Raw genomic sequence first — 24,580 nt, 5'->3', positions numbered from 1 at the left:
TTCATCGGTACCCCCTCCTCATCGGTGCTGCGGCCAATGTCGGCCGCTGGTGTCCGGGTCGTCGATCGACTCCGGACGCATTCTCACCAACGTCGTCCGCACCGCTCGCGCGACCACCGCTCCGTGCTGATTCTTCCCCACGTGCTCGAGGGTCACGATGCCTTCACCCGGCCGACTGGACGACGGCCGCTTCTCGAGGCAAACAGTCTCCGCGTACAACGTGTCCCCATGGAACAGCGGCGCCGGGAACGTCACCTCCCGGAACCCGAGGTTGGCCACGATCGTGCCCTGAGTGAGCTGCGTGACCGACAGCCCGACCAGCGTTGACAGCGTGTGCATCGAGTTCATCAGCCGCTGCCCGCCGAAGCCCGGTTGGTCCGCGGCCCACGCAGCGTCGAGGTGCAACGCCTGCGTGTTCATCGTCAGCGTCGTGAACAGGACGTTGTCGGCTTCGGTCATGGTGCGGCCGGGGCGATGAAGGTACGCCACCCCCACCTCGAACTCCTCGAACCACAGCCCACGCTGCAGGATCTCCTTGCGATCGCTGCGCGCTCCACCGGCGTTCGTCGATCCGCCGCTATTCATCCTGATGTTCATCGACCCACTGCTATTCATCGGTCAGTCCCAACTCCCGCGCGATCAGCATCAGTTGAACCTCCGAGGTCCCTTCGCCGATCTCCAGCACCTTCGAGTCGCGATAGTGGCGAGCGACCGCGTACTCGTTCATGAACCCATAGCCCCCGTGCACCTGCGTCGCATCCCGCGCGTTGTCCATCGCGGCCTCCGAGGACAGGAGCTTGGCGATCGCCGCCTCCTTCTTGAACGGCTTGCCGGCGAGCATGAGCCGGGCGACGGCGTAGTAGGCACACCGCGCCGCGTACGCCCGCGCCGCCATCCGCGCGATCCGGAACCCGACCGCCTGGTGGGCGCCGATCGGTTTGCCGAACGTCCGACGCTCCCGTGCATAGCGCACCGACTCGTCCACGCAGCCCTGCGCGGCACCGGTCGCGAGGGCGGAGATGGCGATGCGGCCCTCGTCGAGGATGGAGAGGAAGTTGGCGTAGCCCCGGCCGCGGTCCCCGAGCAGATTCTCCTCGGGCACGCGGCAATCGGTGAACGTCAACGGGTGGGTGTCCGACGCGCGCCAGCCGACTTTGTCGTACGCGGGCTCTACGGTGAACCCCGGTGTCCCCGAGGGCACGATGATCGCGGAGATCTCCTTCGAGCCGTCGTCGCGCGTTCCGGTGACGGCCGTGACGATCACCAGGCTCGTGATGTCGGTGCCCGAGTTGGTGATGAACTGCTTCGCTCCGTTGATGACCCACTCGCCGTTGTCCAGCCGCGCGGTCGTGCGGGTCTGGGAAGCCTGCGAGCCGGCATCCGGCTCGGTCAGCCCGAACGCCGCGATCTTCCGGCCCGCGACCAGGTCCGGCAGCCACCGTTCCTTCTGCCCGGGTGTGCCGAACCGATAGATCGGCATGGCCCCGAGGCTGACCCCGGCCTCCAGGGTGATCGCGACCGACTGGTCGACCCGACCGAGTTCCTCGAGCGCGACCGCGAGCGCGAAATAGTCCCCGCCCTGGCCACCGAATTCCTCGTCGAAGGGCAGCCCGAACAGGCCCATCTCGCCCATGCGGGCGACGATCTCATAGGGGAATCGATGCTCCCGGTCCAACTCCGCCGAGACCGGTGCGACGACCGTGTCCGCAAATTGCGCCACGGTCTTCTTCAGGTCCGCGTAGTGCTCCTCCAACTCAGCCATCGCCACCCTCTTTCGTCTCTTCGGCCACGCCCACCTCGGCCGCTGCGCCCACCTCGGCCGCCGGCTCCACCTCGGCGAGCAGTTGGTCGGCCGCCACCTGATCGAGATGTTTCACGTGCAACCGGACAATCCCGCCGATCGGGGCCACGAGCGCGTGCTCCATCTTCATGGCCTCCACCGCCAGCAACCGGTCACCGGTGGCCACCACAGCACCGTCGGCGACGAAGCAGGCGATCACCGCCCCCGGCATCGGGCTGCGGACCTCGCCGTCGGTGGTCCCGGCGTCGTGGATCGCCGGATCGATCAGCGGGCGCAGCCGCAGGTCCCAAGCCCCACCGTCGCCGGCGATCCAGAAGGTGTCGCCGTCGCGCACCACAAGCCACTTCTGCTGCGTGCCGTCGACGGTCAGGCGCAGCGCTGGACCGTCCCGCGAGACCCGGGCGCCGAAGCGCGCAATGGTCACGGCCTCGTGCAGCGAGCCGATGGTCGCGTCAGTGAGGGTGATCTCGGCGTCCCGCGGCGTACCCCGCAGGCCCACCGTCACCGCCTCCGTCCCCGGCCCGTGATCGAGACGAGTCCACACCTCCGCCCAGGCTCCCAGCCGCCAGCCGTTCGGGATGTCCCAGGGGCTGCGGCGGCTCACGGGCACGCGGGCCCAGCGTTCCTCGGTGCGGTGCATCGCGGCGGCGACGAGTGCGCCCCGGGGTGGTGTTCGGGGAGAGTACGCGGGAGTCACGCGGTCCAGCAGCCCCGTGTCGAGGTCACCGGCCTGCACCTCGGGCCGGGCCAGGAGGAAGCGGCAGAACTCGATGTTCGTGCGCACCCCCAGCACGTGGGTCTGCGCAAGGGCCGCGTCGAGGCGGGCGAGTGCCTCGGCCCGGTCGGCGCCGTGCGCGATGACCTTCGCGAGCATCGGGTCGTAGTCGGTGCCCACCACCATGCCCACCCGCAGGCCCGAGTCGACCCGCACACCGGGACCGGTCGGTTCGGCGAGCGCCAACACCCGTCCGCCGGTGGGGAGGAAGTCGCGGGCGGGATCCTCTGCGTACACCCGTGCCTCGATCGCATGGCCACCCAACCGCACGTCGGCCTGCGTGACCGCGAGCGGATGGCCGGCGGCGATCCGCACCTGCTGTTCGACGAGGTCCAGCCCGGTGACCAGTTCGGTGACGGGATGCTCGACTTGGAGGCGGGTGTTCATCTCCATGAAGAAGAAGTCCGCGGGCGCATCGGCGGACACGATGAACTCGACGGTGCCGGCGCCGACATATCCGACCGAGTGTGCCGCGTCGCACGCCGCCTCGCCGATCAGTGCCCGCGTCGCGGCGTCGAGCAGGGGACTGGGGGCTTCCTCGATGACCTTCTGGTGGCGGCGCTGGAGCGAGCACTCTCGCTCACCGAGATGGACCACGGTCCCGTGCTGGTCGGCCAGCACCTGGACCTCGATGTGCCGGGGGTTCGCGACGAACCGCTCCAGAAACAGGGTGTCGTCCCCGAACGCACCAGCAGCCTCCCGGCGGGCCGAGTCGATCGCTCCGGCCAGGTCCGCACGACGGTCGACGCGGTGCATCCCCTTGCCACCGCCACCCGCCGAGGGCTTGATCAGGACGGGGAATCCGATCTCGTCGGCCGCGGCAACGAGGTCGGTGTCGGTCAGGCCGGTGCGTGCGATACCGGGCACCGTCGGCACCCCCCGGGCCGCCACCGCTGTCTTCGCCGCGATCTTGTCGCCCATGGTCTCGATGGCCGCGGGCGGCGGCCCGATGAAGACGATCCCCGCAGCGGCCAGTGCACGGGCGAACCGGGCGTTCTCCGACAGGAACCCATAGCCCGGGTGCACCGCCTCCGCGCCCGTCTCCCGGCACGCTTCGATAATGCGGTCGATCACGAGATAGGAGTCGCCCGCGGGGGCCGCACCGAGCCGCACGCCGACGTCGGCCTCGCGCACGTGCCGGGCGTCGACGTCGGCGTCCGAATAGACCGCGACCGACCTGATGCCCGCTGCGCGCAGCGACCGGATGATGCGCGCGGCGATCTCGCCGCGGTTGGCGACGAGGACCGTGCGGATCGGGCGGGGCGGGATCGGGGCCGCGGTGATCGGTTGGTCGGTGGTCATCGTGCATCACATCCGGAACACGCCATAGTTGACCGGATCCAGGGGCGCATGGGCCGCCACCGAGAGGGCGAGGCCGAGGACCATCCGGGTGTCGGCGGGGTCGATGATGCCGTCGTCCCAGAGGCGGGCGGTGGAATAGTACGGCGATGCCTGCGCTTCGAACTGCGCCCTGATCGGCGCGGTGAACGCCGTTTGGTCGTCGTCGCTCCAGTCGCCGCCGCTGCGGCGTACCTGATTCGCCCGAACCGACGCGAGCGTGTCCGCGGCCTGCGCGCCGCCCATCACGGCGATGCGGGCGTTGGGCCACATCCAGAGGAAGCGGGGGGAGTACGCACGCCCGCACATCGAATAGTTGCCGGCACCGAAGGAGCCGCCGATGATGACGGTGAATTTGGGCACGCGAGCACACGCGACGGCCGTCACCATCTTCGCCCCGTGCTTCGCGATCCCACCGGCCTCATAGTCCCGGCCGACCATGAACCCCGTGATGTTCTGCAGGAACACCAAGGGGATGCGGCGCCGGTCGCAGACCTCGATGAAGTGCGCGCCCTTGACCGCGGAGTCGGAGAACAGCACCCCGTTGTTGGCGATGATCCCGACCGGATGGCCATGGAGGCGGGCGAACGCGGTGACCAGGGTCGTGCCGAACTGCTCCTTGAACTCGGTGAACTCGCCGCCGTCGACCATCGTCGCGATGACTTCGCGGATGTCATAGGGGGTGCGGGAGTCCACCGGGACGATGTCATAGAGATCGGTCTGCGGACGCACCGGATCGACGGCATCGACGATCTCCCAGGCCGGCTCGGGCCTGGGCGGCGTCGTCGCGACGATCGCGCGGAGCTTCATCAGCGCGTCGTAGTCGTCGTCCGCGAGATGGTCGACGACGCCGGAGGTGCGGGCATGGAGTTCGCCGCCGCCGAGTTCCTCGGCGGTCACGTCCTCGCCGGTGGCAGCCTTCACCAGGGGTGGGCCCGCCAGGAAGATCGTGCCCTGCCCACGGACGATGATCGCCTCGTCGGACATGGCGGGGACGTACGCGCCGCCGGCCGTGCACGACCCGAGCACTGCAGCGAGCTGCGGGATCCCCGCAGCTGACATCCGGGCCTGGTTGAAGAAGATGCGACCGAAGTGGTCGCGGTCGGGGAAGACCTCGTCCTGTTGTAGCAGCATCGCGCCGCCCGAGTCGACGAGATAGATGCAGGGCAGATGGTTCGCCTCTGCGATCTCCTGACCACGGAGGTGCTTCTTGACCGTGAGCGGATAGTAGGTCCCGCCCGACACCGTCGCATCGTTCGCGATGATCAGGCATTCCCGGCCCGACACCCGCCCGATGCCCGCGATCGCGCCGGCAGCGGGGACCTTGCCGTCATAGAGATCCTCGGCGGCCAGCGGAGCGACTTCGAGGAAGGGGGAGCCGGGATCGAGAAGGACGTCGATGCGTTGCCGGGGGAGGAGCTTGCCCCGGGAGAGGTGGCGAGCGCGGGCCTGCTCGCCGCCACCGAGGGCGGCGCGCTCGAGCCGACCGCGAAGCTCGGTCAGCAATTGCTCATGCGCGGCGCGATTCCCGGACCCGTGCGGGGCACCGCTCTCCGACACCGGCGGGGCAGGATGAGAGGTCGCCTCGTCCACGCGACCACCGCCCTCCACACCTTTGTGCCTGCGCGTCGTGACAGTCGTGACACCCCGTCGTGTCTGCTGTGCCCTCGACCTTAGCCCTGTCGCGGCCGGTCTTCCGGAGTGGGGTCTGCGCGCTCCACCTCTGATGCATGGGGCGGGTCAGTTCCGGACACTCCGACCACCCAGTCCGAGCCGTCGCGATCTGACCCGTTGGGCGGGTCAGATGCGTACGCCCGGAACGCCCCCAGCCGGACCACATCGTGTCCACTGAGTTCCCGGTCGCGGACGACGCCGGCCTCACCACCCGCACGGCCGCGTAGGGCCAGGAGCAAGCCGGCGATCATCGACGCGTGCAGCAGCGAGCCGCCGAGCTCGGAGTCGCCGATGGCCTCGATGATCCCGAGGCTCACGATGCCGGCGTCCCCCGCCGACAGCGCGAACGTCGCGACCGACAACGTCACGAGTGTCATGTTCGCCAGCGCCAGCATGACCCGGCCCGAGTTGGGGAAGCGGGGGGAATGGCCGCGCGCTGCCGCGTACTCCGTCAACTGCCGCCACACCAGACCAACCAGCAGGACCGCGGACGCGCCCGACAACGCGAGCAATGCGCTGAGGGGATCATCGAGCACCTCGCGGAAATCGTGGATCCGGGACAACAGCAGGACCGTGCCGAGGGCGAGCGCGCGGTCCGCCGTGAGCTGCCGCCGCGCCAGCAGCCAGCCGAGGAGCAGCACCGCGGCCGCGACCTCGACCGCCACCAACTGATTGCCCGCCGTGCCCCAACCGCCGAGGAGCAGGAGCTGCGCGGCCGGCGTCACGACCGCGAACACGGTCGCAATGAGCGCCCGGCCGACGTGGTTCCGGCGCGCCGCATGCACGGCCACGGCGAGGCCGGCGGCCGCATAGATGAACAGCATGACCACCTTTCCCGGGTCGCCGTCGACCAGCGGGATTGCGAGAAGGCTGCCGATCAGCGTGAGGGGCACGGAATGGAACATCCAGGCGGTGAGGATGAGCGCGAGCGGCCAGGAGATGGGGGAGTACGCGGCCGCGACGTCGTCGGGATCCACCGCCGGCCGGGCGCCGCGGGGGGCCTGCCGCAGCACCAGGAGCGCCACCAGGGCCGTCACCGCCAGAATCAGGAGGGCGACCGGGAAGGTGCTGATCGACCGTCGGGGATTCGTCGCGATGGCCCACACCTCTGCACTCACCGCCCAGACCACGAGGACCGCGAGCAGGGCACGTCCGGGCCACCTTGTGTGGGTGCGCCGCCGCAGGCCCTCCCACACACCACGCGCGGTCCACGACCCGGTCGTCACCACCAGTTCGGTCATCGCGGCCGCAGCGAGCAGAGCGGCCGGGACCGCAAGCACGGTCAGCAGCTTCAGCCAATAGAGGAGGACCTGGAGGGGCCAGGACTCGACCGCGTACGCGATCACCAAGGGACCGGCCAACTGCAACAGCAGCGAATGACCGATAACGGTGAGCGCCACCACGAACTCGAAGAACGCGAATCGGGCACGCCACCGGGCGATCGCGAACACCAGCAGCGCGACCACCCCGAGCTGGTGGACCAACCGCAGCGTGGTGTCGGCCACGGGCGCGGCGGCGAGCGTCAGTGCGATGAGCAGGAGCAGGGGCACGCGGACGACCCACCAGACGTGGAGCGCCGCGGTGAACAGCAGCGCCAGCGCGGTCGTCACGGCGAGGGCCAGCACCGGCACTGCGATCCAGGGGAGGGACGTGGTGCCGTCGGCGACGATCGGGGTGCGCCGCAACGCCCCAGCCATCACCGCCAGCCCCGCGAGCACGACGAAGAGCACCCAGGTCGCGAAGATGATCGGGCGCAGACCCGTCGGCCAGGGATGGGCCGGGTTCTCCCGGAGACTGCCGGCCGCGATCGGGTCGCCGAGGACCCGGGCCCCGATGAATCGCAGGACCCGGCCCACCGCCCGAACCGAACTCACCGGATCCACGTGACGCCCTCCGCGTGGAGCACCCAGAGAACGCCGTCGACCGGATGGAGGGCGAGGCCGCGGGGGACGGCCGGGGTGAGGGGGAGCCTGGCCTGTTCGACTCCGTGCCGGTCCAGGGTGAACAATGTGTCCTCGGTCAGCACCCGCCAGGACTCGCTGTCGGCCCTGACCGCCGTGGCGCCCGGGACGAACCCGAGCTCGCGTCCGGTGCCGGGATCGATGACGCGTACCCCATCCCGTCCCACCAACGCCCCACCCGACCCGTCCGGCGAGCCGACCAGGCGCTGGTGATCCGCGCCGAACGCGATCACGCTCGCGGCGACCACCCGCCCGGTGCCCGCGTCCAGCCTCAGCGCCTCGCCGCTGCCCGAGACCACGAGCAAACTGCCGCCGGAGCGCGCCACGCCGACCGTGTCGAGGAGCTCCTCGCTGCGCCAGCGCTCGGTCCCATCGAGCCCGAACGCCGCGAGGGTCTCGTCCTTGGTCGTCACCAGCACGAGATCGCCGAGCACGGCGGGTCGCCGGTCCGAGCCGCCGTCGAACGCGGATCGCCAGATGCGGTCGCCGTTGTCGACACGATGGGCGACGAGGTCGCCGGTGAGCGTCGAGGCGACCAGGTGGTCCCGCCCCAGCGCGCTTACCCCAGCCGTCGCGAGATCGGGCGTGTGGTGTGACCAGAGCCGGCGACCGTTCTCGGCGTACGCCACCATCAGTCCCGCACTCGTCGTCACCACCACCCGGTCGTCGAGGGCGGTGAGGCTGAGCACCACCCCGCCCGGGTGCGCCCACCACACCGTGGCGAGTTGGTCGCCCCGCGCGACCCAGCCGGTCAGCCCGCCACCGTTGGGGTCGACCGCGACCAAGGTCCCGCCGGAGGTCACCGTCTTCAGCGAGGGCAGATCATTGGGCGGCGCTTGGTGGCCGAACGTCGGATCGCCCTGGACGAGCTCCGGGGTTGTGGCGCTTCCGTGGGTGGGCCAGCGGGGGATGGTGGGCGTACGCAGGCCGAACGGCCACTCGCTGTTCGGGAGCGGGTGCACCTCGGTGCCCATCGGCGCGCTGCCCTCCACCAGTCCCTCGCGCGGGCACCAGGTGGCGGTGTGGTGGTGAGTGACCCGCAGGGTGGTGGTGGAGTGGACGAGGACACAGCCCTGCTCGGCGCGGGCCGGGTCGGAGACGGCCGTGGCCTCCGCCTCGTGGCGATAGTCCGTGGCGCCGCCGGCGTCGAGCGCGCTCCCGGACGTCGACCACCGCATGCCCGGAGCGACGGTCCTGGGGAGTTCGAGAAGGGCCGGCCGAAAGGCGATGCTGTTCGGGCCGCTGTGGCCGGCGAGCAAGATGCCCTCCGGTGTGATGGCCCTGAGGGTGAGGTGCTGGGCGGGGTCAGCGCTGTCCGGGCTGACGGTCTGCCGCCACCACCGCAACTGGGCGAAGGGGACTCCTTCGGGCGGACGGATCGCCGCGATCATCGGCGTCGGGACCTCCGCGGCAACGCTCAACCCGGTGAAGAGGCCGTGCTCGACGGACGCCGGGACCCGCGTACTCCCCGCACCGTCCTCAGCGCCACCCGCCGCCGGACGCCCAACCGGACCGGGGACCGACCGGACCAGAACACGCGCGGCGGATCCGGCCCTCGGCACAAAAGCCGCCTCGTCGCCGGTGAACCTGGCGGCGCTCGGAGCGGTGGAGACAGCGAAGACGAAGAACAGCCAGAGCAGGAGCGCCGCGAGAAACCCGCCACGTGCCCAGCCCCACCTCCTCCGCCCGCTCATGCCCCGGACCCTAATGCGGGAAGGTGGACGTTCACCGTTGCACGGGGGAATAGTCTGCGCGGACAAACGGTTCAAGCCGAGGACGGCAATCGCCATCCGGAACGAAGCAGAGAGAAGCATGACTGAGCAGATTCGCGACATCATCATCGTCGGCAGCGGACCGGCGGGATGGACCGCTGCGGTGTACGCCGCGCGAGCCGAGCTCAAGCCCGTCGTGATCGAGGGCGCCATCGACGGCGGCGGCGCGCTGATGAACACGACCGACGTGGAGAACTACCCCGGCTTCCCCGACGGGATCATGGGCCCCGATCTGATGATGAACATGCGCGCGCAGGCGGAGCGGTTCGGCGCCGAGATCATCACCGATGACGCCGTCGAGCTCGAGCTGACCGGCGCGGTCAAGACCGTCACGACGTCGGAAGGGCAGGTCTTCCGCGCCCACGCCGTCGTGCTGGCGACCGGTTCCGGTTATCGCCGACTCGGGCTGCCCGACGAGGACCGGCTGTCGGGTCGGGGTGTCTCGTGGTGCGCCACCTGTGACGGGTTCTTCTTCAAGGAGAAGGACATCGCGGTTGTCGGGGGCGGCGACTCGGCGGTCGAGGAAGCGACGTTCCTGTCGCGCTTCGGCAAGTCCGTGACCATCATCCATCGCCGGGATGAGCTGCGCGCTTCCAAGATCATGGCCCGTCGCGCAGAGAACGATCCGAAAATCAGCTTCGCCTGGAATTCCCAGGTCACCGGCATCCAGGGCGAGAACGCGGTGGAAAGCCTCACGCTCACCGACACCGTCACCGGTGAGACCCGCGAACTGCCCGTGCAGGGTGTGTTCATCGCGATCGGCCACGATCCCCGTTCGGAATTGATTCGCGGTCAGGTCGACCTCGACGAGAACGGCTATGTGCTGGTCGAGGGTCGCACCACGAAGACGAATCTGCCCGGCGTGTTCGCCTGTGGAGACTTGGTCGATCACACTTATCGCCAGGCCATCACGGCCGCCGGATCGGGCTGTGCGGCCGCCCTGGACGCCGAGCATTTCCTGGCCGCCCTGAAGGATTCGGCAACGGTCTGAGTCAACGAAAAGCACCGGCGACCTCCTGATTCGCCGGTGCTTTTTTGTTCGTAGGGGCAACATTGGGGTAGATCCTGGCTACCAACGACGTGAGAACAGGAGTGGCGATGACCGTCATCGATGTGACCGATGCGGAGTTCAGGGACGTGGTCCTGAGATCCAGCCGGCCGGTGCTGGTGGATTATTGGGCGGACTGGTGCTCCCCGTGCAAACAACTCGCACCGATCCTCGATGAACTCGCGGCCTCCTATGGCGATCGGATGCGCTTCGTGAAGCTCGACACGAACCGCAACCACATGACGCCCACGAGGTACGCCGTCAACGGGCTGCCCACCATCCATATCTTCGTGGATGGTGAACTGGTCAAGTCGTTCCAGGGATCGAAGTCGAAGTCCGTGCTGACAGCGGAAATCGAGAGGCACCTGTAAGTCGGAGGCGCCACGCGCTGCGGGCCTTCCAATAGGCTGGCAGTCATGAGCACTCCGAACGGTTCGACACCCTGGTCTCCCGGCGACGGCAGCGGTTCTTCGTCTACGGGATCGGCGGGTGGTGAGCCCGGAACCACCGAACCCTCCGAGGATCAGCCCGGTCTGGTCAACGAACCCGTGCAGCGCACCACCGTGCCGATAAAGATCATGATCGGTGCACTCGTCGCACTCCTGGTGACCGTGGGTGCTGTGGCGTTCATCACCACAAGAACGACTGGTGTGGTGGCTCCGCCCCAGGCCCCGAGCGAGCCGGAGCCGACCGGGCCACCCGTTCTGCCGCTGCGCGCCGGGGAGCTCGCGCGCGAGCCCGGCGACGTCGCGGCACCTCTTGACTTCGGAGTGGACCGCAGCATCCAGACCACCTCGGCCCGCTATCTGCGCAACGGCGAACCCGCTGTGCTCGCTGTGGGCGCCCGTCCGGTCGAGGACGAGAAGGCCCTGTTCGACACCATCAGGGTGCGCGCTCAGCGCCAGGTCGGCAACGGCTGGTGCGGGCGGGAGGACAGCAACGATCTGGACACGTGCGTCGTGCGCCGCGGCCGCACCGCAGTGCTGACGATTGGGCTCCGGGACCAAACACCGGAGGAGATCATGCAGGTCACCCAGGCGATCTTGGCTGAGACGACCTGACGGGCGGCGTGCTGTCTGCCGGTTCAGCAACCCGGAGCGACCCCGGCCGGATCTAGGCTGACCGCCGATCCCAGCCGTCTATCGAGGGAACAGCATGTCTCAGCCACCCCAGGGCCCGGTCAACCCGCCGGGACCCAACCCGTTCGATCCCGCTGCCGGAGGACCGCCACAGGGCAATTGGTCGTCGGGCCACCCGAGTCAACCGGGTGCCTGGCACCCGCAGGGGAACCCCAACCAGCCACCACAGGGTGACTGGCAGCCTCAGGGAGGACCCGGACCGGACGCGACGCAGGCGTACCCACAGGGTCAGCCGCCGTTCGGCGTTGCCTCGGCGCCCCCACCCGGCCCGGCTGCAGGCTCCGGCGCGGGCAAGAAGACGGGGCTGAGCACGGCAGCGAAGGCTCTGATCGCCGGCGGGGTCGCTCTTGCGGTTGTCGGCGGCGGCACCGCAGTCGTCGTGGCCGATCCGTTGGGGCTGCGCTCCGGCGGTGAGGATTGGGTGGAGCAGGTGCCGGCAAGCGCGACGATGATCGCTGGACTCAACCTCGACCCCGGTGCCGGTCAGCAACTCGAACTCATGCGGTTCGCGCTGAAGTTCCCGAGCGTCCGCGACAACTTCTCCCTCACCGAGGGCAGCGACCCCCGCGAGGCAGCGTTCGACGCCCTCGTGGAAGACAAGCAGTGCAACATGACGTTCGCCGAGGACATCGATCCCTGGTTCGGGAAGCAGGTCGGCATGTTCGTGCCGGCCAGCACGCAGGGTGAATCGGTGCTCGTGCTGGCGGCCGACAAGGAGGAGCCTGCGCGGGCTGCCGTGACCAAGCTCGACGAGTGCGGGGCGCTGAGCGCCGAGAGCATGGCCTTCAACGACGGCTTCCTGCTCGTGGGCAGCGGTCCGGGGCTCGCAGAGGCTGCGCTGGCCGAGGCCGACACCACGAGCATGGTGGATCGAGCGGAGTTCAAGGAGGACATGGCGCAGCTCGATGCCTCCGGCATCGCGATGATGTGGGCCGACGGGCAGGCGCTGCAGGACCTCAACGCCGGCAGCCTCGGAACTGCCTCGGATGCGTTCGCGGCGCAGCAGGCGCGATCGATGGCCGGCGCCCTCCGCTTCGCTGGAGGCAACCCCGAGGTCGTCCTGGTGAGCAAGGCGAACCAGGCGCTCCCACAGGGTGCGCCCACGCAGATGGGTGAGCTGCCCGGTGACACCGCAGCTGCGTTGGGTCTCGGCGGCGGCAAGAGCTATGTGCCGCTCATCCAGGACGCCCTCGACAGCCAAGGCATCGATCTCAGCAGCGGCACCGGACTCCGCATGCCGCAGGATCTGGAGACGATCCTGGGTGACGACTTCGTCGTGGCGGCGGAACGGTTCGACCCGTCCGCGGTGACGGATCCGACTCAGGTGCCGGTGGGCCTGCGCATCAAGACCGACACGGAGGCTCTCCGCAGCCTGCAGTTCCGGCTCAACACGGTCGGCCTTCCGATCAGCCACCTCGATGAGAACGGCACGAACTATCTTTCGCTGAGCCCGGCCTATGCCGACAAACTCAAGGCGCCCACGTCGAAACTGGCGGACCAGCCTGGGTTCAAGGCAGCGGTGGCGGAGCCTCAACAGGCGCAGACGGCGATGTATGTCAACATCGCGACCTTCGCCGACATCCTCGAGCAACAACTCGACCCGGGCTCAGAGTTCACTGCCGAGGACATCCGTGCGCTCGAGGCCTTCGGCATGTCGAGCTGGGGCGAAGAGAACGACTATCAGCGAGGGATAGCGCGCCTCACAGCCAAGTAGTCCCCAACCGGTTGGGTCACCTGGCTCGACTCGGTCCGCACAGAGAACGGCTCGCCCCTTCCGGGGCGAGCCGTTCTGCATATGCCGCGGCGGGCACAGACGCTGGGCGCTTCAATTGCTGTGCAGGAAGCTGGCAACCAAGCGGGTGAATTCGGCTGCCTTCTCGATCTGCGTCCAGTGGCCGCACTGGCCATAGACGTGCAGTTGCGAGTTGTCGATCAGCTGGTGGAACCGGTAGGCGTTGTCGAGCGGGATCACCTGGTCATCGCGGCCGTGCACGATGAGCGTGGGTGCGGTGATCTGACGGATCTGGTCCTCGGGCGTGGCCAAGTCCTCGATTCCGTTCTGCCGCGGCGTGGGGAACATCTGTGAGAACGACTCATGGAAGCCAGGACGGATGGACGCCTCATAACGGAGCTTGGCCAAGTCCTTGTTGGCGCCGATCTCGGGGTTCCAGGCGAAGACCTTCATGAGGTCCTCCATGTTCTCCAGAGACGGCTCATAGCCCCATACTTTGTCGAGCCCATCAGTGAGGGGGAAGCTGATGCCCGCCGACCCCATGAGGATGAGCTTGTCCACACGCTCCGGATGATTGACTGCCATGGAGATGGCTAGACCACCGCCGAACGAGTTGCCGACCAGGGAGAATTTCTCCAGGCCGATCGCGTCCGCGAAACCGAGAAGATGCTTGCGCCAGTTGGCCATGTTGTATTCGAAACCGTCTGGGCGATCCGTGAACCCGAACCCGACGATGTCGGGCGCCGCCACGTCGAACTCCTCCGACAGCTCAGGCAGAATCAAGCGCCAGTTCGCCCATGCACTCACGCCCGGGCCCGAGCCGTGGATCAGGAAGACAGGTTCGCCGGAACCGATGCGGTGATAGTTGGTCGCAATGCCACCGACATCAACGGACTGGCCGATTTCAGGGTTCTCTTCGCTCATGGCCAGATCCTAGAAGCCCGGCCGGTCGATCACGAAGCTTCGCGGATGATCTCCCGGAAAGGTTGGCAGAACTTCACGTTCATCTCGACCGGCGTTGGATTCTCCAACGAACGCGAGACCGTGCAGAGCTTCTCCTGCGACAGCTTGAGGACTCGATCGACCATCTCTTTGGCCTCGCGTCCTTCCTCGGTGTCAGGGAAACGCATCGAGAAGTTGACCTCGACGTTCTCCAAGTGATTTCCACCCTCGGTGGATTTGTCGGCCATCACGCCGACTTTGAAGACCTCCGGCTCGGCGCGGCGGCTCGTTGCGGTGTCCACGTCGACCGCGGCACAACCAGCGAGCGCGGCAAGAAGCAACTCGACAGGAGAGAACACATCGTGGCCTTGGCCCAGCTCGATCTCGATGCCATTGCGATTCATGGCGAGATATCGGCCCTGTCCTGTGCGGACCACGTGGACGACGGAGTTGGGGTTCACGGTCATGGCCAGCTCCTTCGACGGCTTTCCCGATGATTATCCGCCACTGTAACCCTCCGGGGAAAGCCCCACCACGAAAGTCAAGAACTTTGAACACTGTGCCGAGACGGTGATCCGCCTAGGATCACGGGATGAAGCGAAGTTTCGACATCGCCGAATTGCCGGCCGGCTGGGGCTATTCCTTGCTGACCGCAACCGTGGTGCCCCGGCCGATCGCCTGGGTGTCCAGCCTCTCCGCCGAGGGCATCGCCAACCTGGCACCCCACTCCTTCTTCACGATTGCGTCGGCCGATCCACCGATCGTGCAGTTCACCTCGGTCACCGAGAAGGACACACTGCGCAATATCCGGGCGACCGGAGAGTTCGTGATCGGGCTGGTGACCGAGGACCTCGCGGGTGCGGCAAATGTGACCGCGACGAATTTCCCTCCCGGCCATGACGAGTTCGCAGAGGCGGGGATCCGCCCCGAGCCCTCGCGTTTCGTCCGGCCGGCCCGGGTCGCGGAGTCCCCGGTGGCGCTGGAGTGCCGGCTCGAACGGATCGTCGAAGTCGGCAATTCGTTCTTGGTTCTCGGTGAAGTGCTCTGCGTGGCACTCGCGGAGGAAGTCCTCGATCCGGTGCGCAGGAACGGCAAGCCCCATCCGCGCTATGAACTCCTTCGGCCGGTCTCCCGGCTCGGCCGCATTCAATGGGGCCTTCCCGGGGATGCGTTCGACCTGGTCCGGCCTCAGTTCGAAGAATAGGCACGGCGCGCTTGTCCTTTGACCCGCCCCACGGGTCAGATCGCAACGGCGTGATCACACCTCCCTGAGATCGACTCCTTCCAGGGAATCCGCCGGAGTGAAGCCGAACACCTGACCGAGGAAGGACTGACTCGCCTCCAGGCTCCGCCGGATGGACGCGGCCTTGCGGAACCCATGGCCCTCCCCCTGGAAGAGCACGAGGGCGCACGGCAAGCCCTTCCCGCGCACCGCGGTCGCCATCTCCTGCGCCTGGTTGGGCGGCACAACCTTGTCCTCTGTGCCCTGCAGAATGAGCATCGGCGCCGCGAGTTGATCGAGGTGGTGGATCGGTGAGCGGTCGGCGTACACGGCTTGGTCCTCGGGCCACCGGCCGATCAATCCGTCCAGATAGCGCGACTCGAACTTGTGGGTGTCCCGGGCCAGCGCTGCCAGGTCGGCAACCCCGAAATAGCTGATGCCGGCAGCGAAGGCCGTGCTCGACGTGAGGGCGCGGAGCGTGGTGTAGCCCCCGGCAGAGCCGCCCTCGATATAGGTCCGCTCGGGATCACCGAGACCGGCCACCGCAAGTTCACGCGCCACCGTCACGCAGTCAGCGACATCGACGATGCCCCATTGGCCCTTCAACCGGTTGCGATATTCACGGCCATAACCGGTCGATCCGCCGTAGTTGACGTCGACGATCGCATAGCCGCGGGAGGTCCAGTACTGGTATTCGAGCCGCAGCGCCGGCGGCGAGAACGCCGTGGGACCACCGTGGGACAACACTCGCAGCGGAGGCAACTCGTCCTCCAGGCCGCGATGGCGGGGGTTGGTGGGTGGGTAGTACCAGGCATGCACCGGTGGGGTGCCGACCGAGATGGGCTGTGCGGTCGAGAGATACGCCGGATCAAGTTCGACCGTGGCCGACACCCGCAACGGCCGCATCTCGCCGGACGGTCGCAGGATGTCCACGATCTCGCGGGGCCGGGTTGCATAACCCACCAGCGCTGCCGTCCGCTCGGGGGAAGCCGCCAGGGCGTCGACACTCACCTGGTTGGTCGGCAACGGTTCCAGTTCCCCGTCCTGCAGACAACCCAATTGCGCGATGCCGCGCTCGAGCCATGTGCACAGGATCCGTTCGTTGTCGAGGACCGCAAACGGGCCTCGCACCAGCTGCCAGGCGGGGCCGCAGAAGTCGGCGGGGTGCGCATGGAGAGGCGTCACGGAATTGCCGTCGAACACGTTGAAGTTCCAGAACCCCGACTCGTCGCTGAGGAGCACCAGCCGACCGTCCGGGAACCACGCCGGATGCACGGCGGAAACGCCTTCGCTGTGCACCACCGTCTCGATGTCGACCACCTCGGTGCCGACGAGCCGGGCGGTCCGGATGCACGTGGTGTCCCACGGCATGTTCGGGTGGTCCCATTCGCACCAAGCCAGCCTGCCGTCCGGACCCGCGGCTATCCCGCTGTAGAAGTCGGCACCGGTCACCAGCACGGTCTCCTGCCCATCGGACAGCGCGAGCGCGACGATGCTGGCGACAGGCTCGTCAGCATCTGCGGTGTGGTCCTCCCGGACCGCCAGGACGAGGTCGAGGTCTGGCCGGACTCGGAAGCCGGCGTACCTTTTCGAACCATCGGTCAGCGGAACCGCTTCGCCGCCCTCTTGCACCTTCCACACGACGTCATCGGGAAAGCTCGAGAAGACCACGACACCGTCGGCGACGTCGAACGCTCCGCCGCCGTATTCATGGACGGTGGACCGCACGTAGTGTCCGGGCGTGACCTCGCTGCGGTGACCGGCGGATTCCCGCCACAGGCTCGTGCGTCCGCCGTCGTCGGCGCGGGACTCCAGCCAGAAGACGTCGGCGCCGTCGACGACGACCTCGGCGAGCCCGACTTGGCCGCCGGTGATGAGGTCGGTGCCGATGGGCGAGGTCCACGCGCCAAACGGCGTCGCGTCAGTCATTCCGCTCGAACCACGATTCCGTCGGCGTCCGCGTACAGCACTTCGCCCGGCACGAAATCCACTCCGCCGAACGAGACGACCATATCGCGCTCACCGGCGCCGGTCTTGGTCGACTTGCGCGGGTTGGTCCCCAGCGCCTTGCAGCCGAACTCCATATCGCGGATGATCGCCGAGTCCCGGATCGCCCCGTGGACGACGACCCCGGACCAGCCGTTGGAACGACCGAGTTCCGCGATGAGGTCACCGACCAGCGCCGTGTGCAGATTGCCGCCGCCGTCGATGACGAGGACCCGGCCCTCCCCGGGCTCACCGAGGATCGACTTGAGCAGCGCATTGTCCTGATGACACCGCACTGTCACGATGCGGCCCGCGAACTGCTCGCGCCCACCCATCGTGCGGAACTGGGTATCACAGCTGCGGACCTCCGGTCCGATTTCGTCGACGAGGTCAGCGGTTCCCTTGGGTTCGATCATGTGGATGAGCCTAGACCGCCGGACGGGCCCTGGTGGGCGCGCCCAGCGGGTTCGGGTGGAAGGGGGCGGACCCAATCGAGCACACGGTCGAACGCGGGCCGCAGGTCAGGGACCCAGCGAACGGTCCGCGACAGGTCGAGCCGATAGCGCGGGTCCAATGGATGCGGATCGATCACCGTGAACCCGACCGCCTCGAGGAATCCGGGCGGCGGGATCGCGCAGCCGCTCCGGCCGGTCGTGCTCCGCGTTTCGAGCGCCTGAAACGGTGTGCGGACCATCCGCGCCGCCGCAGCCTGAACGAGTTGTCTCCCCAGGCCCAGCCGCGCGTACTGCTCGAGCACCCGCACCGACATCACCACCGCGGCATCCGGATTCAGTCCGAATCCACTCTGGGGCCCAACGCGGGGGACGTGGAGGGGGGAGGCGAGCAGAAGGTACGCAACCACGCGGTCCTGCTGCACGATCCCGAGACCACAGAAGCCCCAGTCGGTCTCGGCGGCGCGAGCCCAGGTCGCGGCCCCGTTGCCGCCGGGATCGAGGCCCGGCTGATGCCCCGCCCCCAAGGGACACAGAGGGCACGTCTCGGGAAGACGGTGCAGATCTGTCGTGCCGAGGCGCCGGACGCGGACTCTGGTCATTGCTCGATGCGCACCGGGTTGCGCCGCGGCGCGGCCAGGCCGATCGCGAAGCCCAGAACGATCGCCCCGATCAGCCCGACGATGAGCCAGCCGATCCGCAGTGGTGTGGGTTGCAGAAGATCCTCGTCACCGATGACCTTGACGAACGGTCCTTCATAGCGGGAGCCAGTCATGGGTCCATCGTAGAATGAGGGCCGATGAACAAGCGTCGGCAACAACTCGTGATCTGGTCCCTCGGGCTCCTCGTGACCGCCGTGATGCTCGGGCTCGGCCTTTGGCAGATGGAATCCTTTCAGAACCAAGGGCAGCAGGCGCTGATCGAGCGCATGCACGAGCCCGCCGTCCCTTTGGCGGAGGCTGCCCCGGTCGGGCAGATGCCCGCCGACGGCTATGGCCGAACGGTTGAGGCCCGCGGGGAGTTCCTGGCTGCCCAGCAGCTGACGGTGCCGGTGCACGGCGATGCGACGCAGCACCGCGTGCTCACCGCCTTCCAGCTGCCCGATGGCTCGGTTGTTCCCGTCGAGCGCGGCATCGCGCAGGGAGCCCCCGCAGCGCCGCCGAGTGGTGAGACCAGCGTCCGGGGAGTGCTCCTGCCGAGTGAAGGTGAACCGGGGTCCGAGTTGCCCGAAGGGCAGATCGGGTCGGTCCGCCTGCCGCGGATCGCGCAGCTGTGGGATCAGCCACTCGTGCCGGGGTTCGTGGTGTTGGACGCGGAACTGGCCCGGGCCCAGGGGCTGACGCCGGCTGAGGTCACTCTGCCGAGCAATGCGGGCCATGCAAGGAATCAGGGGTACGCGTTGCAGTGGTGGATCTTCGCCGCCGCAGCGGTCGCCGCGACGGTGAAGCTTTCGCGGGACGCCGCCAAAGGCACCGGTTTCATGGCCAGCGGTCAGCAATCTGTGGAGGAGCCTGGGGATAATGTGGACAACTCCGCCCAATTGTCCACAGATGACGCTGTGCGGACCATGAAAACGGGCCTTGAGGACCGGACTACTGTGGACAAGCCGCCAGTCGCGTGACGATGGCGGGCTCGAACTCGATCGGGAGAATCGTCGTGGATGTGAAGGCGGTGCGTGGGGCACTCACGCGCTATCAGGTGATGGCCTATGTCGTGGGCATCCTGCTGGTCGTGTTGATTTGCATCGGGCTGCCGTTGAAGTACCTCGCGTATGACCCCAACCTCAACGCCCTCGGCGGCAGGATCAACACGGTGTGCGGGGTAGCGCACGGGTGGTTGTACATGATCCTGCTCATCACCGCTGTCGACCTCGGCCGGCGCGTGAGGTGGACCTGGAAGCGCCTGCTGTCGATTGCGCTCGCGGGGACGGTGCCGTTCCTTTCGTTCGTTGCCGAGCGATTCGCCACCAAGGACGTGAAGCAGAAACTCGCCGCCGCGGAGGGCGCACCGATCCTGCGCTGAGCGCAGGCCGAACAGTCGTCCCGGCCGGGCAACCAGACCAGCCGGAACCCGACGAACACAGCAGAGGGCCGGACCCGCACAACGGCGGGCCGGCCCTCTGGCCTGTTGGGGTCGGTTCCTACTCCCCGCTCATCAGGGCGATGATCCGTTCCAGATCGTCCTCGGAGGCGAACTCGATGACGATTTTGCCCTTGCTCTTGCCCTGGTCCACTCGGGCGCGGGTCTCGAAGTGGTCGGACAGCCATTCGGTCAACTCCAGCGCGCGGGGCGAGGATTCCCGGGGTTGGCGGGGTGCGCGCGGCTCTGCTCCGGTCTCGCCGAGGGCGACGATCTCCTCGGTGGCGCGGACCGAAAGGCCCTCGGCGACGATGCGCTGGGCAAGCCGCTCCTGGGCGGGCTGGTCCGCCAGGCCGAGCAGGGCGCGGGCATGGCCGGCGCTCAGCACGCCGGCCGCCACACGACGCTGGACCGAGGCGGGGAGCTTGAGCAGACGAATGGTGTTGGAGATCTGCGGACGCGAACGCTTGATGCGGGCGGAGAGCTCCTCGTGCGTGCAGTCGAAGTCCTCGAGCAGCTGCTGATAGGCGCTCGCCTCTTCGAGGGGATTCAGGTTCGCGCGGTGAAGGTTCTCGAGGAGTGCGTCGCGGAGCAGGTCATGGTCCTCGGTGCGCCTGACGATGGCCGGGATCGTCTCCTTGCCCGCCAGCTCGGACGCGCGCCAGCGACGTTCTCCCATGACCAGCTCGAACTGGTTGTCCGGCAGCGGTCGAACGACGATCGGTTGGAGGAGACCGACTTCCTGGATTGACTCGCTGAGCTCTGCGAGGTCGTCCTCATCAAACTCTGACCGCGGCTGCCGCGGGTTGGGCGAGACGCTATCGACGGGAATCTCCGCGAAGTAGGAGCCCTCGGGCACCCGGCGCAGCGACTTCTGGGAGTCGATCACCTCGTCCACCGGGCGATGGCGCTGCGCGGCGGGATCGGTGTTCTGGATCAACTGGCCGAGCCCCCGCCCCAGCCCACTGCGTCGTGGCATCGTCGTCATCAGAGATCCTCCTTGCTCGCGCCCCGGAGCGCGATTTCTTCTGCGGCGCGGAGATAGCAGACGGCGCCGATGGATTCAGGGTGATAGGTGAGCACGGTCTGGCCATAGCTCGGAGCCTCGGAGATGCGCACCGACCGCGGGATGACGGTGGTCAGCGTCTCCTCGGTGAAATGCGCGCGCACCTCGTCGGTGACCTGAGCCGCCAACCGTGTGCGCGCATCGAACATCGTGAGCAGGACCGTGCTCAGCTGGAGTTCGTCGTTCAGCTCGCCTTTCACCAGGTTGATGGTGTTGACCAGCTGGGAGACACCTTCGAGGGCGTAGTACTCGCACTGAATCGGCACCAGGATCTCCCGCGCGGCCACCAGTCCGTTCAAGGTCAGCAGGCCCAGCGAGGGCGGGCAGTCGAGGAAGACGTAGTCGATGTCGTGGGTCTTGAGATAGGTGCGCAGAGCTTTCGCCAACCGGCTTTCCCGGGCGACTGTCGAGACGAGTTCGATCTCGGCCGCGGCCAGGTCGATGGTGGAAGGGAGGACCCAGAGGTTGGGGGCCTCTTCGGAGAGCTGGGCGTGGTCGGCAACGGCGGCGCCGTCAATGAGGACCTCGTAGGTGCCGGGGATCCCGGACTCGTGCTCGATCCCGAGGGCAGTGGATGCGTTGCCCTGCGGGTCCAGGTCCACGACCAAGACTTTGAGCCCACCCATCGCCAGGGCGGCAGCGAGGTTCACCGCTGTCGTGGTCTTGCCGACGCCGCCCTTCTGATTCGCCACCACGATGATGCGCGTGGAGGGAGGAGTGGGCAGTGCGCCATCTTCGGTGCGGGCTGACTCTTGGGTGCCTCCGGGGACCGGCGTTTCACCCCCAACGGGCGGCTCAGCACCTTCCTCGGGCACATCGAAACGGGCACGTTTCGGGCCAGTGGGAACATGGATTCTTGGAGCACCGGCGGGCTCCGCCGGTGCTTCGGCCGGGGACGCAGGTGCGTCCTGCGAGACCGCCTGCGCCTCAAGCCCGGCTTCGGAGGCATCCGGCATCGCCTGGAACTCGGCAGCCTCGACCGGATCCGCGTCCTCGGCAGCGGGCTGCCCGGACGGTTCAACGGCTGGGTCGTTGATGACCGGCTCTTGCCCGGAGGAGTCATCGACCGGCCACCCCAGTCCGGCTTGACCGGGTGCTGGTGCCGTCGGCCAACCGAGTCCCTGCTGCTCTCCGCGGGTCATGGCCACCTTCCCCTAGATCCATCAAGCGGGCGTCAGCGTACCCGACACCACCACCCCCACCCCGCGCAATCCGGGGGCGGGAACTGTGCTTGGCTGCGCCACTGTTCGGCACTCCCAGCCCATGGTTTCACGTGAAACACAAAAAGGTAGTTTCACGGGCGGAAGATGGGGCGGGTCGGGCTGGTCGGGTCGTTTCACGTGAAACACAACAGTGTGATTCAGCGGTCAGGCCGGGGGTCCTATCCTCGGAGGATGACGTGGCGGCAGACCGAGGCCCGTGTTGTCCTCCTGCCAACCGGGCGACTGATCCGCGGACGGCCGTTCCGGAATTCCCCGGGAGAGGCCGCGGACTGGACGCTCCTGTTGTCCGGTGTGCCCAGTCGGCGCGCGCCTTACCCGTCGCGCTGGGTGTGCTGGCCCGACTTCTGGGTTCCGATTCCGCGAGTGGCGGCCGCATCGGCGTTTCGTGAGGCGTACGAGCGGAGCGTGGTGGAGAAGGTCGACGTGACCTGTCGAGGAGGAGTCGGTCGGACCGGAACCGCGCTGGCGGCAATCGCGATGCTGGATGGGCTGTCGGCCATGGAGGCGATGCGGCTAGTGCGCTCCACGTACCATCCGCGCGCCGTCGAGACCCCGTGGCAGAGGCGGTGGTTGGAGAAGTTTGAGGACCGGTTCTGAGCGGCTCGAGTCCGAACGTGCTGAGGTTCCAGGTCAGCTGAGGTTCCAGGCCAGCTGAGTTCTAGGCCAAGTGCCTGGTCACTAGGCAAGAACCGCGCTCGCGAGTTCGCTACTGCTGCCTCGTGAGTGAGTCTGGTGGGGGTATACCCCCACCAGACTCACTCACCAGCGGAGCAAGCCCATTAGCGCCTCGTTCCTACCGCGTTGTATGAGTCCCTTGGAGTGGTGGAGTTTGAGGGTCGGCGGGTCGTCGTGTCGTAGGCGGCCATCGGCGGGATCTTCGGTGTGAAACGACCAGGTGACGCACTGAAGGAGACCAACCGATGACCTTGTCCCAGTCTCCCGTTTCCGAACTCCTCGAGGCATTCCGCGCCGGTGATGGCGTGGACCTTGTCCGCGAGTCGGTCCGGCTGGTGATGCAGGAACTGATCGAAGCCGAAGCCACCGAACGGATCGGTGCCGGCTTGTACGAGCGCACCGAGTCCCGCACGACCGAGCGCAATGGGCACCGACCACGCGCGGTGTCGACCAAGGGCGGGGACATCGAGCTGCGGATTCCCAAGCTGCGCAAGGGCTCGTTCTTCCCTGTGATCCTCGAGCCACGCCGCCCGCTCCGACCAAGCCTTGTACGCGGTCGTGATGGAGCCCTACGTCCTCGGCGTCCTCGACCCGTAGCGTGGACGATCTCGTCGAAGCCATGGGCGTCGACACCGGGATCAGCCAGTCCGAGGTCTCTCGCATCTGCGCCGGCCTGGACGAGACCGTCGGCGCGTTCCGCAACCGGGACCTGGACCATGTCGAGTTCCCTTACGTCTACCCTCGACGCGACCTATCTCCACGTTCGCAACACCACCTCCCAGGTGGTGTCCATGGCGGTGGTGGTCGCCACCGGCGATCACAGCCCACGGCGCCCGTGAAGTCCTCGGACTCGACGTCGGGGACAGCGAGGACGAGACGTCTTGGCGCGGGTTCTGGACCTCGCTGAAGAACCGGGGTCTGCACGGTGTGCGGCTGGTGATCTCCGACGAGCACGCTGGCCTGGTCAAAGCACTCAAGCGATGTTCCCCAAGGCGCAGGACACCAACGCTGCCGGGTCCACTTCGCCCGCACCCTGCCGGCCCACGTGCCCAAGTCTCATCCCGACATGGTCGCCGCGCTGTTCCGCACGATCTTCGCCCAGCCCGACGCTCCAGCGGTCGAGCACGCCTGGGACCAGGTCCGCAACCAGCTCGCCAAGACTTGGCCCAAGATCGGACCCCTCATGGACCAGGCCAAGACCGAGGTCCTGGCCTTCATCACCTTCCCGCGTAGCCACTGGCCCAAGATCTGGTCCACCAACCCGCTGGAACGGATCAACAAGGAGATCAAACGTCGTTCCCGCGTGGTCGGCATCTTCCCCAACCCCGCCGCCGTGATCCGGCTCGTCGGCGCCGTCCTGGCCGACATGCACGACGAATGGCAAGCCGGTGACCGCCGCTACCTGTCCCAGGGATCCATGGCGCTGCTCTACCCCGATCGGGATAATGCACCCATCACCGCCATCGAAGGCAGCGAATAGCACCGAGGAATCACCTCAAAGCCCACCACCCCACGGGACTCTGCCGCCAAGTGCCTGGTCACTAGGCAAGAACCGCGCTCGCGAGTTCGCTACTGCTGCCTGGTGAGTGAGTTTGGTGGGGGTATACCCCCACCAGAATCACTCACCACCGGACCAAGCCCGTTAGCGCTTCGTTGCTACCGCGTTTGCCAGGGGCTGGACGAACCACGCGACAG

At 67.7% G+C, this 24,580-nt stretch carries 22 protein-coding genes and 1 pseudogene; 9 read left to right on the top strand and 14 right to left on the bottom strand.

The genetic code is table 11. The annotated features are described in order from the left end of the window. Positions 1–18: 18 nt before the first annotated feature. From ACQ260_RS10630 to ACQ260_RS10605, 6 genes are all read right to left on the bottom strand, one after another. Positions 19–597 (bottom strand): MaoC family dehydratase, encoded by a 579-nt coding sequence (locus ACQ260_RS10630; RefSeq protein ID WP_432559405.1) that lies wholly within the window; start codon positions 595–597, stop codon positions 19–21. A gap of 10 nt (positions 598–607) precedes the next feature. After that, the gene (locus tag ACQ260_RS10625; RefSeq protein WP_432559404.1) at positions 608–1,762 is read right to left on the bottom strand and encodes an acyl-CoA dehydrogenase family protein; all 1,155 of its coding nucleotides are present in this window, start codon (positions 1,760–1,762) and stop codon (positions 608–610) included. After that, positions 1,755–3,878: an acetyl/propionyl/methylcrotonyl-CoA carboxylase subunit alpha gene (locus ACQ260_RS10620; protein ID WP_432559403.1), complete on the bottom strand. Its 2,124-nt coding sequence runs from the start codon at positions 3,876–3,878 to the stop codon at positions 1,755–1,757. The genes ACQ260_RS10625 and ACQ260_RS10620 overlap by 8 nt, the downstream gene beginning before the upstream one ends. A gap of 6 nt (positions 3,879–3,884) precedes the next feature. Beyond that, a complete protein-coding gene (locus ACQ260_RS10615; RefSeq protein ID WP_432559402.1) occupies positions 3,885–5,507 on the bottom strand; it encodes a carboxyl transferase domain-containing protein in 1,623 nt (540 codons plus the stop codon). An 80-nt stretch (positions 5,508–5,587) separates the two neighbouring features. Further along, positions 5,588–7,462 carry an amino acid adenylation domain-containing protein gene (locus ACQ260_RS10610; protein ID WP_432559401.1) on the bottom strand — a complete coding sequence of 625 codons (1,875 nt, stop codon included), beginning with the start codon at positions 7,460–7,462 and terminating at the stop codon, positions 5,588–5,590. After that, the gene (locus ACQ260_RS10605; protein ID WP_432559400.1) at positions 7,459–9,243 is read right to left on the bottom strand and encodes an outer membrane protein assembly factor BamB family protein; all 1,785 of its coding nucleotides are present in this window, start codon (positions 9,241–9,243) and stop codon (positions 7,459–7,461) included. Before ACQ260_RS10605 ends, ACQ260_RS10610 begins: the two co-directional genes overlap by 4 nt. A 118-nt stretch (positions 9,244–9,361) precedes the next feature. Here ACQ260_RS10605 and trxB point away from each other — a divergent pair, with 118 nt between their 5' ends. The 4 genes from trxB (at position 9,362) to ACQ260_RS10585 (ending at position 13,222) form a co-directional block, all read left to right on the top strand. Continuing rightward, positions 9,362–10,312: a thioredoxin-disulfide reductase gene (gene trxB / locus ACQ260_RS10600; protein ID WP_432559399.1), complete on the top strand. Its 951-nt coding sequence runs from the start codon at positions 9,362–9,364 to the stop codon at positions 10,310–10,312. Between the two features lie 107 nt (positions 10,313–10,419). Continuing rightward, complete coding sequence (gene trxA, locus ACQ260_RS10595) at positions 10,420–10,740, top strand: thioredoxin (RefSeq protein ID WP_432559398.1); 321 nt, start codon at positions 10,420–10,422, stop codon at positions 10,738–10,740. A gap of 45 nt (positions 10,741–10,785) precedes the next feature. Next, complete coding sequence (locus ACQ260_RS10590; protein ID WP_432559397.1) at positions 10,786–11,430, top strand: hypothetical protein; 645 nt, start codon at positions 10,786–10,788, stop codon at positions 11,428–11,430. A gap of 94 nt (positions 11,431–11,524) precedes the next feature. Continuing rightward, entirely contained in the window at positions 11,525–13,222 is a 1,698-nt protein-coding gene (locus tag ACQ260_RS10585; RefSeq protein WP_432559396.1) for a hypothetical protein, read from the top strand. A gap of 111 nt (positions 13,223–13,333) precedes the next feature. Here the strand turns inward: ACQ260_RS10585 and ACQ260_RS10580 are convergent, their stop codons facing one another. Both ACQ260_RS10580 and ACQ260_RS10575 read right to left on the bottom strand, forming a co-directional pair. Then, positions 13,334–14,164 (bottom strand): alpha/beta fold hydrolase, encoded by an 831-nt coding sequence (locus tag ACQ260_RS10580; RefSeq protein ID WP_432559395.1) that lies wholly within the window; start codon positions 14,162–14,164, stop codon positions 13,334–13,336. Between the two features lie 29 nt (positions 14,165–14,193). Further along, positions 14,194–14,649 carry an OsmC family protein gene (locus ACQ260_RS10575; protein ID WP_432559394.1) on the bottom strand — a complete coding sequence of 152 codons (456 nt, stop codon included), beginning with the start codon at positions 14,647–14,649 and terminating at the stop codon, positions 14,194–14,196. 125 nt (positions 14,650–14,774) lie between these two features. Here ACQ260_RS10575 and ACQ260_RS10570 point away from each other — a divergent pair, with 125 nt between their 5' ends. Further along, positions 14,775–15,386 carry a flavin reductase family protein gene (locus ACQ260_RS10570; RefSeq protein ID WP_432559393.1) on the top strand — a complete coding sequence of 204 codons (612 nt, stop codon included), beginning with the start codon at positions 14,775–14,777 and terminating at the stop codon, positions 15,384–15,386. Positions 15,387–15,440: 54 nt separating this feature from the next. Here the strand turns inward: ACQ260_RS10570 and ACQ260_RS10565 are convergent, their stop codons facing one another. From ACQ260_RS10565 to ACQ260_RS10550, 4 genes are read right to left on the bottom strand one after another with little or no spacing between them, the layout of a single operon-like run. After that, the gene (locus tag ACQ260_RS10565; RefSeq protein ID WP_432559392.1) at positions 15,441–17,333 is read right to left on the bottom strand and encodes an alpha/beta hydrolase family protein; all 1,893 of its coding nucleotides are present in this window, start codon (positions 17,331–17,333) and stop codon (positions 15,441–15,443) included. Then, entirely contained in the window at positions 17,330–17,806 is a 477-nt protein-coding gene (rraA, locus tag ACQ260_RS10560) for a ribonuclease E activity regulator RraA (RefSeq protein WP_432559391.1), read from the bottom strand. Before rraA ends, ACQ260_RS10565 begins: the two co-directional genes overlap by 4 nt. Then, positions 17,803–18,444: a GNAT family N-acetyltransferase gene (locus ACQ260_RS10555; RefSeq protein WP_432559390.1), complete on the bottom strand. Its 642-nt coding sequence runs from the start codon at positions 18,442–18,444 to the stop codon at positions 17,803–17,805. Before ACQ260_RS10555 ends, rraA begins: the two co-directional genes overlap by 4 nt. Beyond that, positions 18,441–18,617 (bottom strand): hypothetical protein, encoded by a 177-nt coding sequence (locus ACQ260_RS10550; protein WP_432559389.1) that lies wholly within the window; start codon positions 18,615–18,617, stop codon positions 18,441–18,443. The genes ACQ260_RS10555 and ACQ260_RS10550 overlap by 4 nt, the downstream gene beginning before the upstream one ends. 24 nt (positions 18,618–18,641) lie before the next feature. On the opposite strand from ACQ260_RS10550, the gene ACQ260_RS10545 reads away from it, so the two are divergent. Together ACQ260_RS10545 and ACQ260_RS10540 are read left to right on the top strand one after the other, a co-directional pair. Then, complete coding sequence (locus tag ACQ260_RS10545; protein ID WP_432559388.1) at positions 18,642–19,463, top strand: SURF1 family protein; 822 nt, start codon at positions 18,642–18,644, stop codon at positions 19,461–19,463. A 35-nt stretch (positions 19,464–19,498) separates the two neighbouring features. Further along, complete coding sequence (locus tag ACQ260_RS10540; protein ID WP_432559387.1) at positions 19,499–19,864, top strand: DUF3817 domain-containing protein; 366 nt, start codon at positions 19,499–19,501, stop codon at positions 19,862–19,864. A 118-nt stretch (positions 19,865–19,982) separates the two neighbouring features. On the opposite strand, the gene ACQ260_RS10535 is transcribed toward ACQ260_RS10540, so the two are convergent. Together ACQ260_RS10535 and ACQ260_RS10530 are read right to left on the bottom strand one after the other, a co-directional pair. Further along, entirely contained in the window at positions 19,983–20,909 is a 927-nt protein-coding gene (locus ACQ260_RS10535) for a ParB/RepB/Spo0J family partition protein (protein WP_432559386.1), read from the bottom strand. Further along, a complete protein-coding gene (locus tag ACQ260_RS10530) occupies positions 20,909–21,841 on the bottom strand; it encodes a ParA family protein (RefSeq protein ID WP_432559706.1) in 933 nt (310 codons plus the stop codon). Before ACQ260_RS10530 ends, ACQ260_RS10535 begins: the two co-directional genes overlap by 1 nt. A gap of 540 nt (positions 21,842–22,381) precedes the next feature. Here ACQ260_RS10530 and ACQ260_RS10525 point away from each other — a divergent pair. Both ACQ260_RS10525 and ACQ260_RS10520 read left to right on the top strand, forming a co-directional pair. Continuing rightward, positions 22,382–22,807, top strand: a complete 426-nt coding sequence (locus ACQ260_RS10525) for a protein-tyrosine phosphatase family protein (RefSeq protein WP_432559385.1) — start codon at positions 22,382–22,384, stop codon at positions 22,805–22,807. Between the two features lie 323 nt (positions 22,808–23,130). Continuing rightward, positions 23,131–24,365: pseudogene (locus tag ACQ260_RS10520) on the top strand (IS256 family transposase). Positions 24,366–24,580: the final 215 nt, after the last annotated feature.

The sequence above is a fragment of the Ammonicoccus luteus genome (genome assembly GCF_050880385.1).
Classification (GTDB): Bacteria; Actinomycetota; Actinomycetes; order Propionibacteriales; family Propionibacteriaceae; genus Enemella.
The sequence above is the reverse complement of the archived record's forward strand: the minus strand, read 5'-3'. Positions and strand labels throughout refer to the sequence as shown.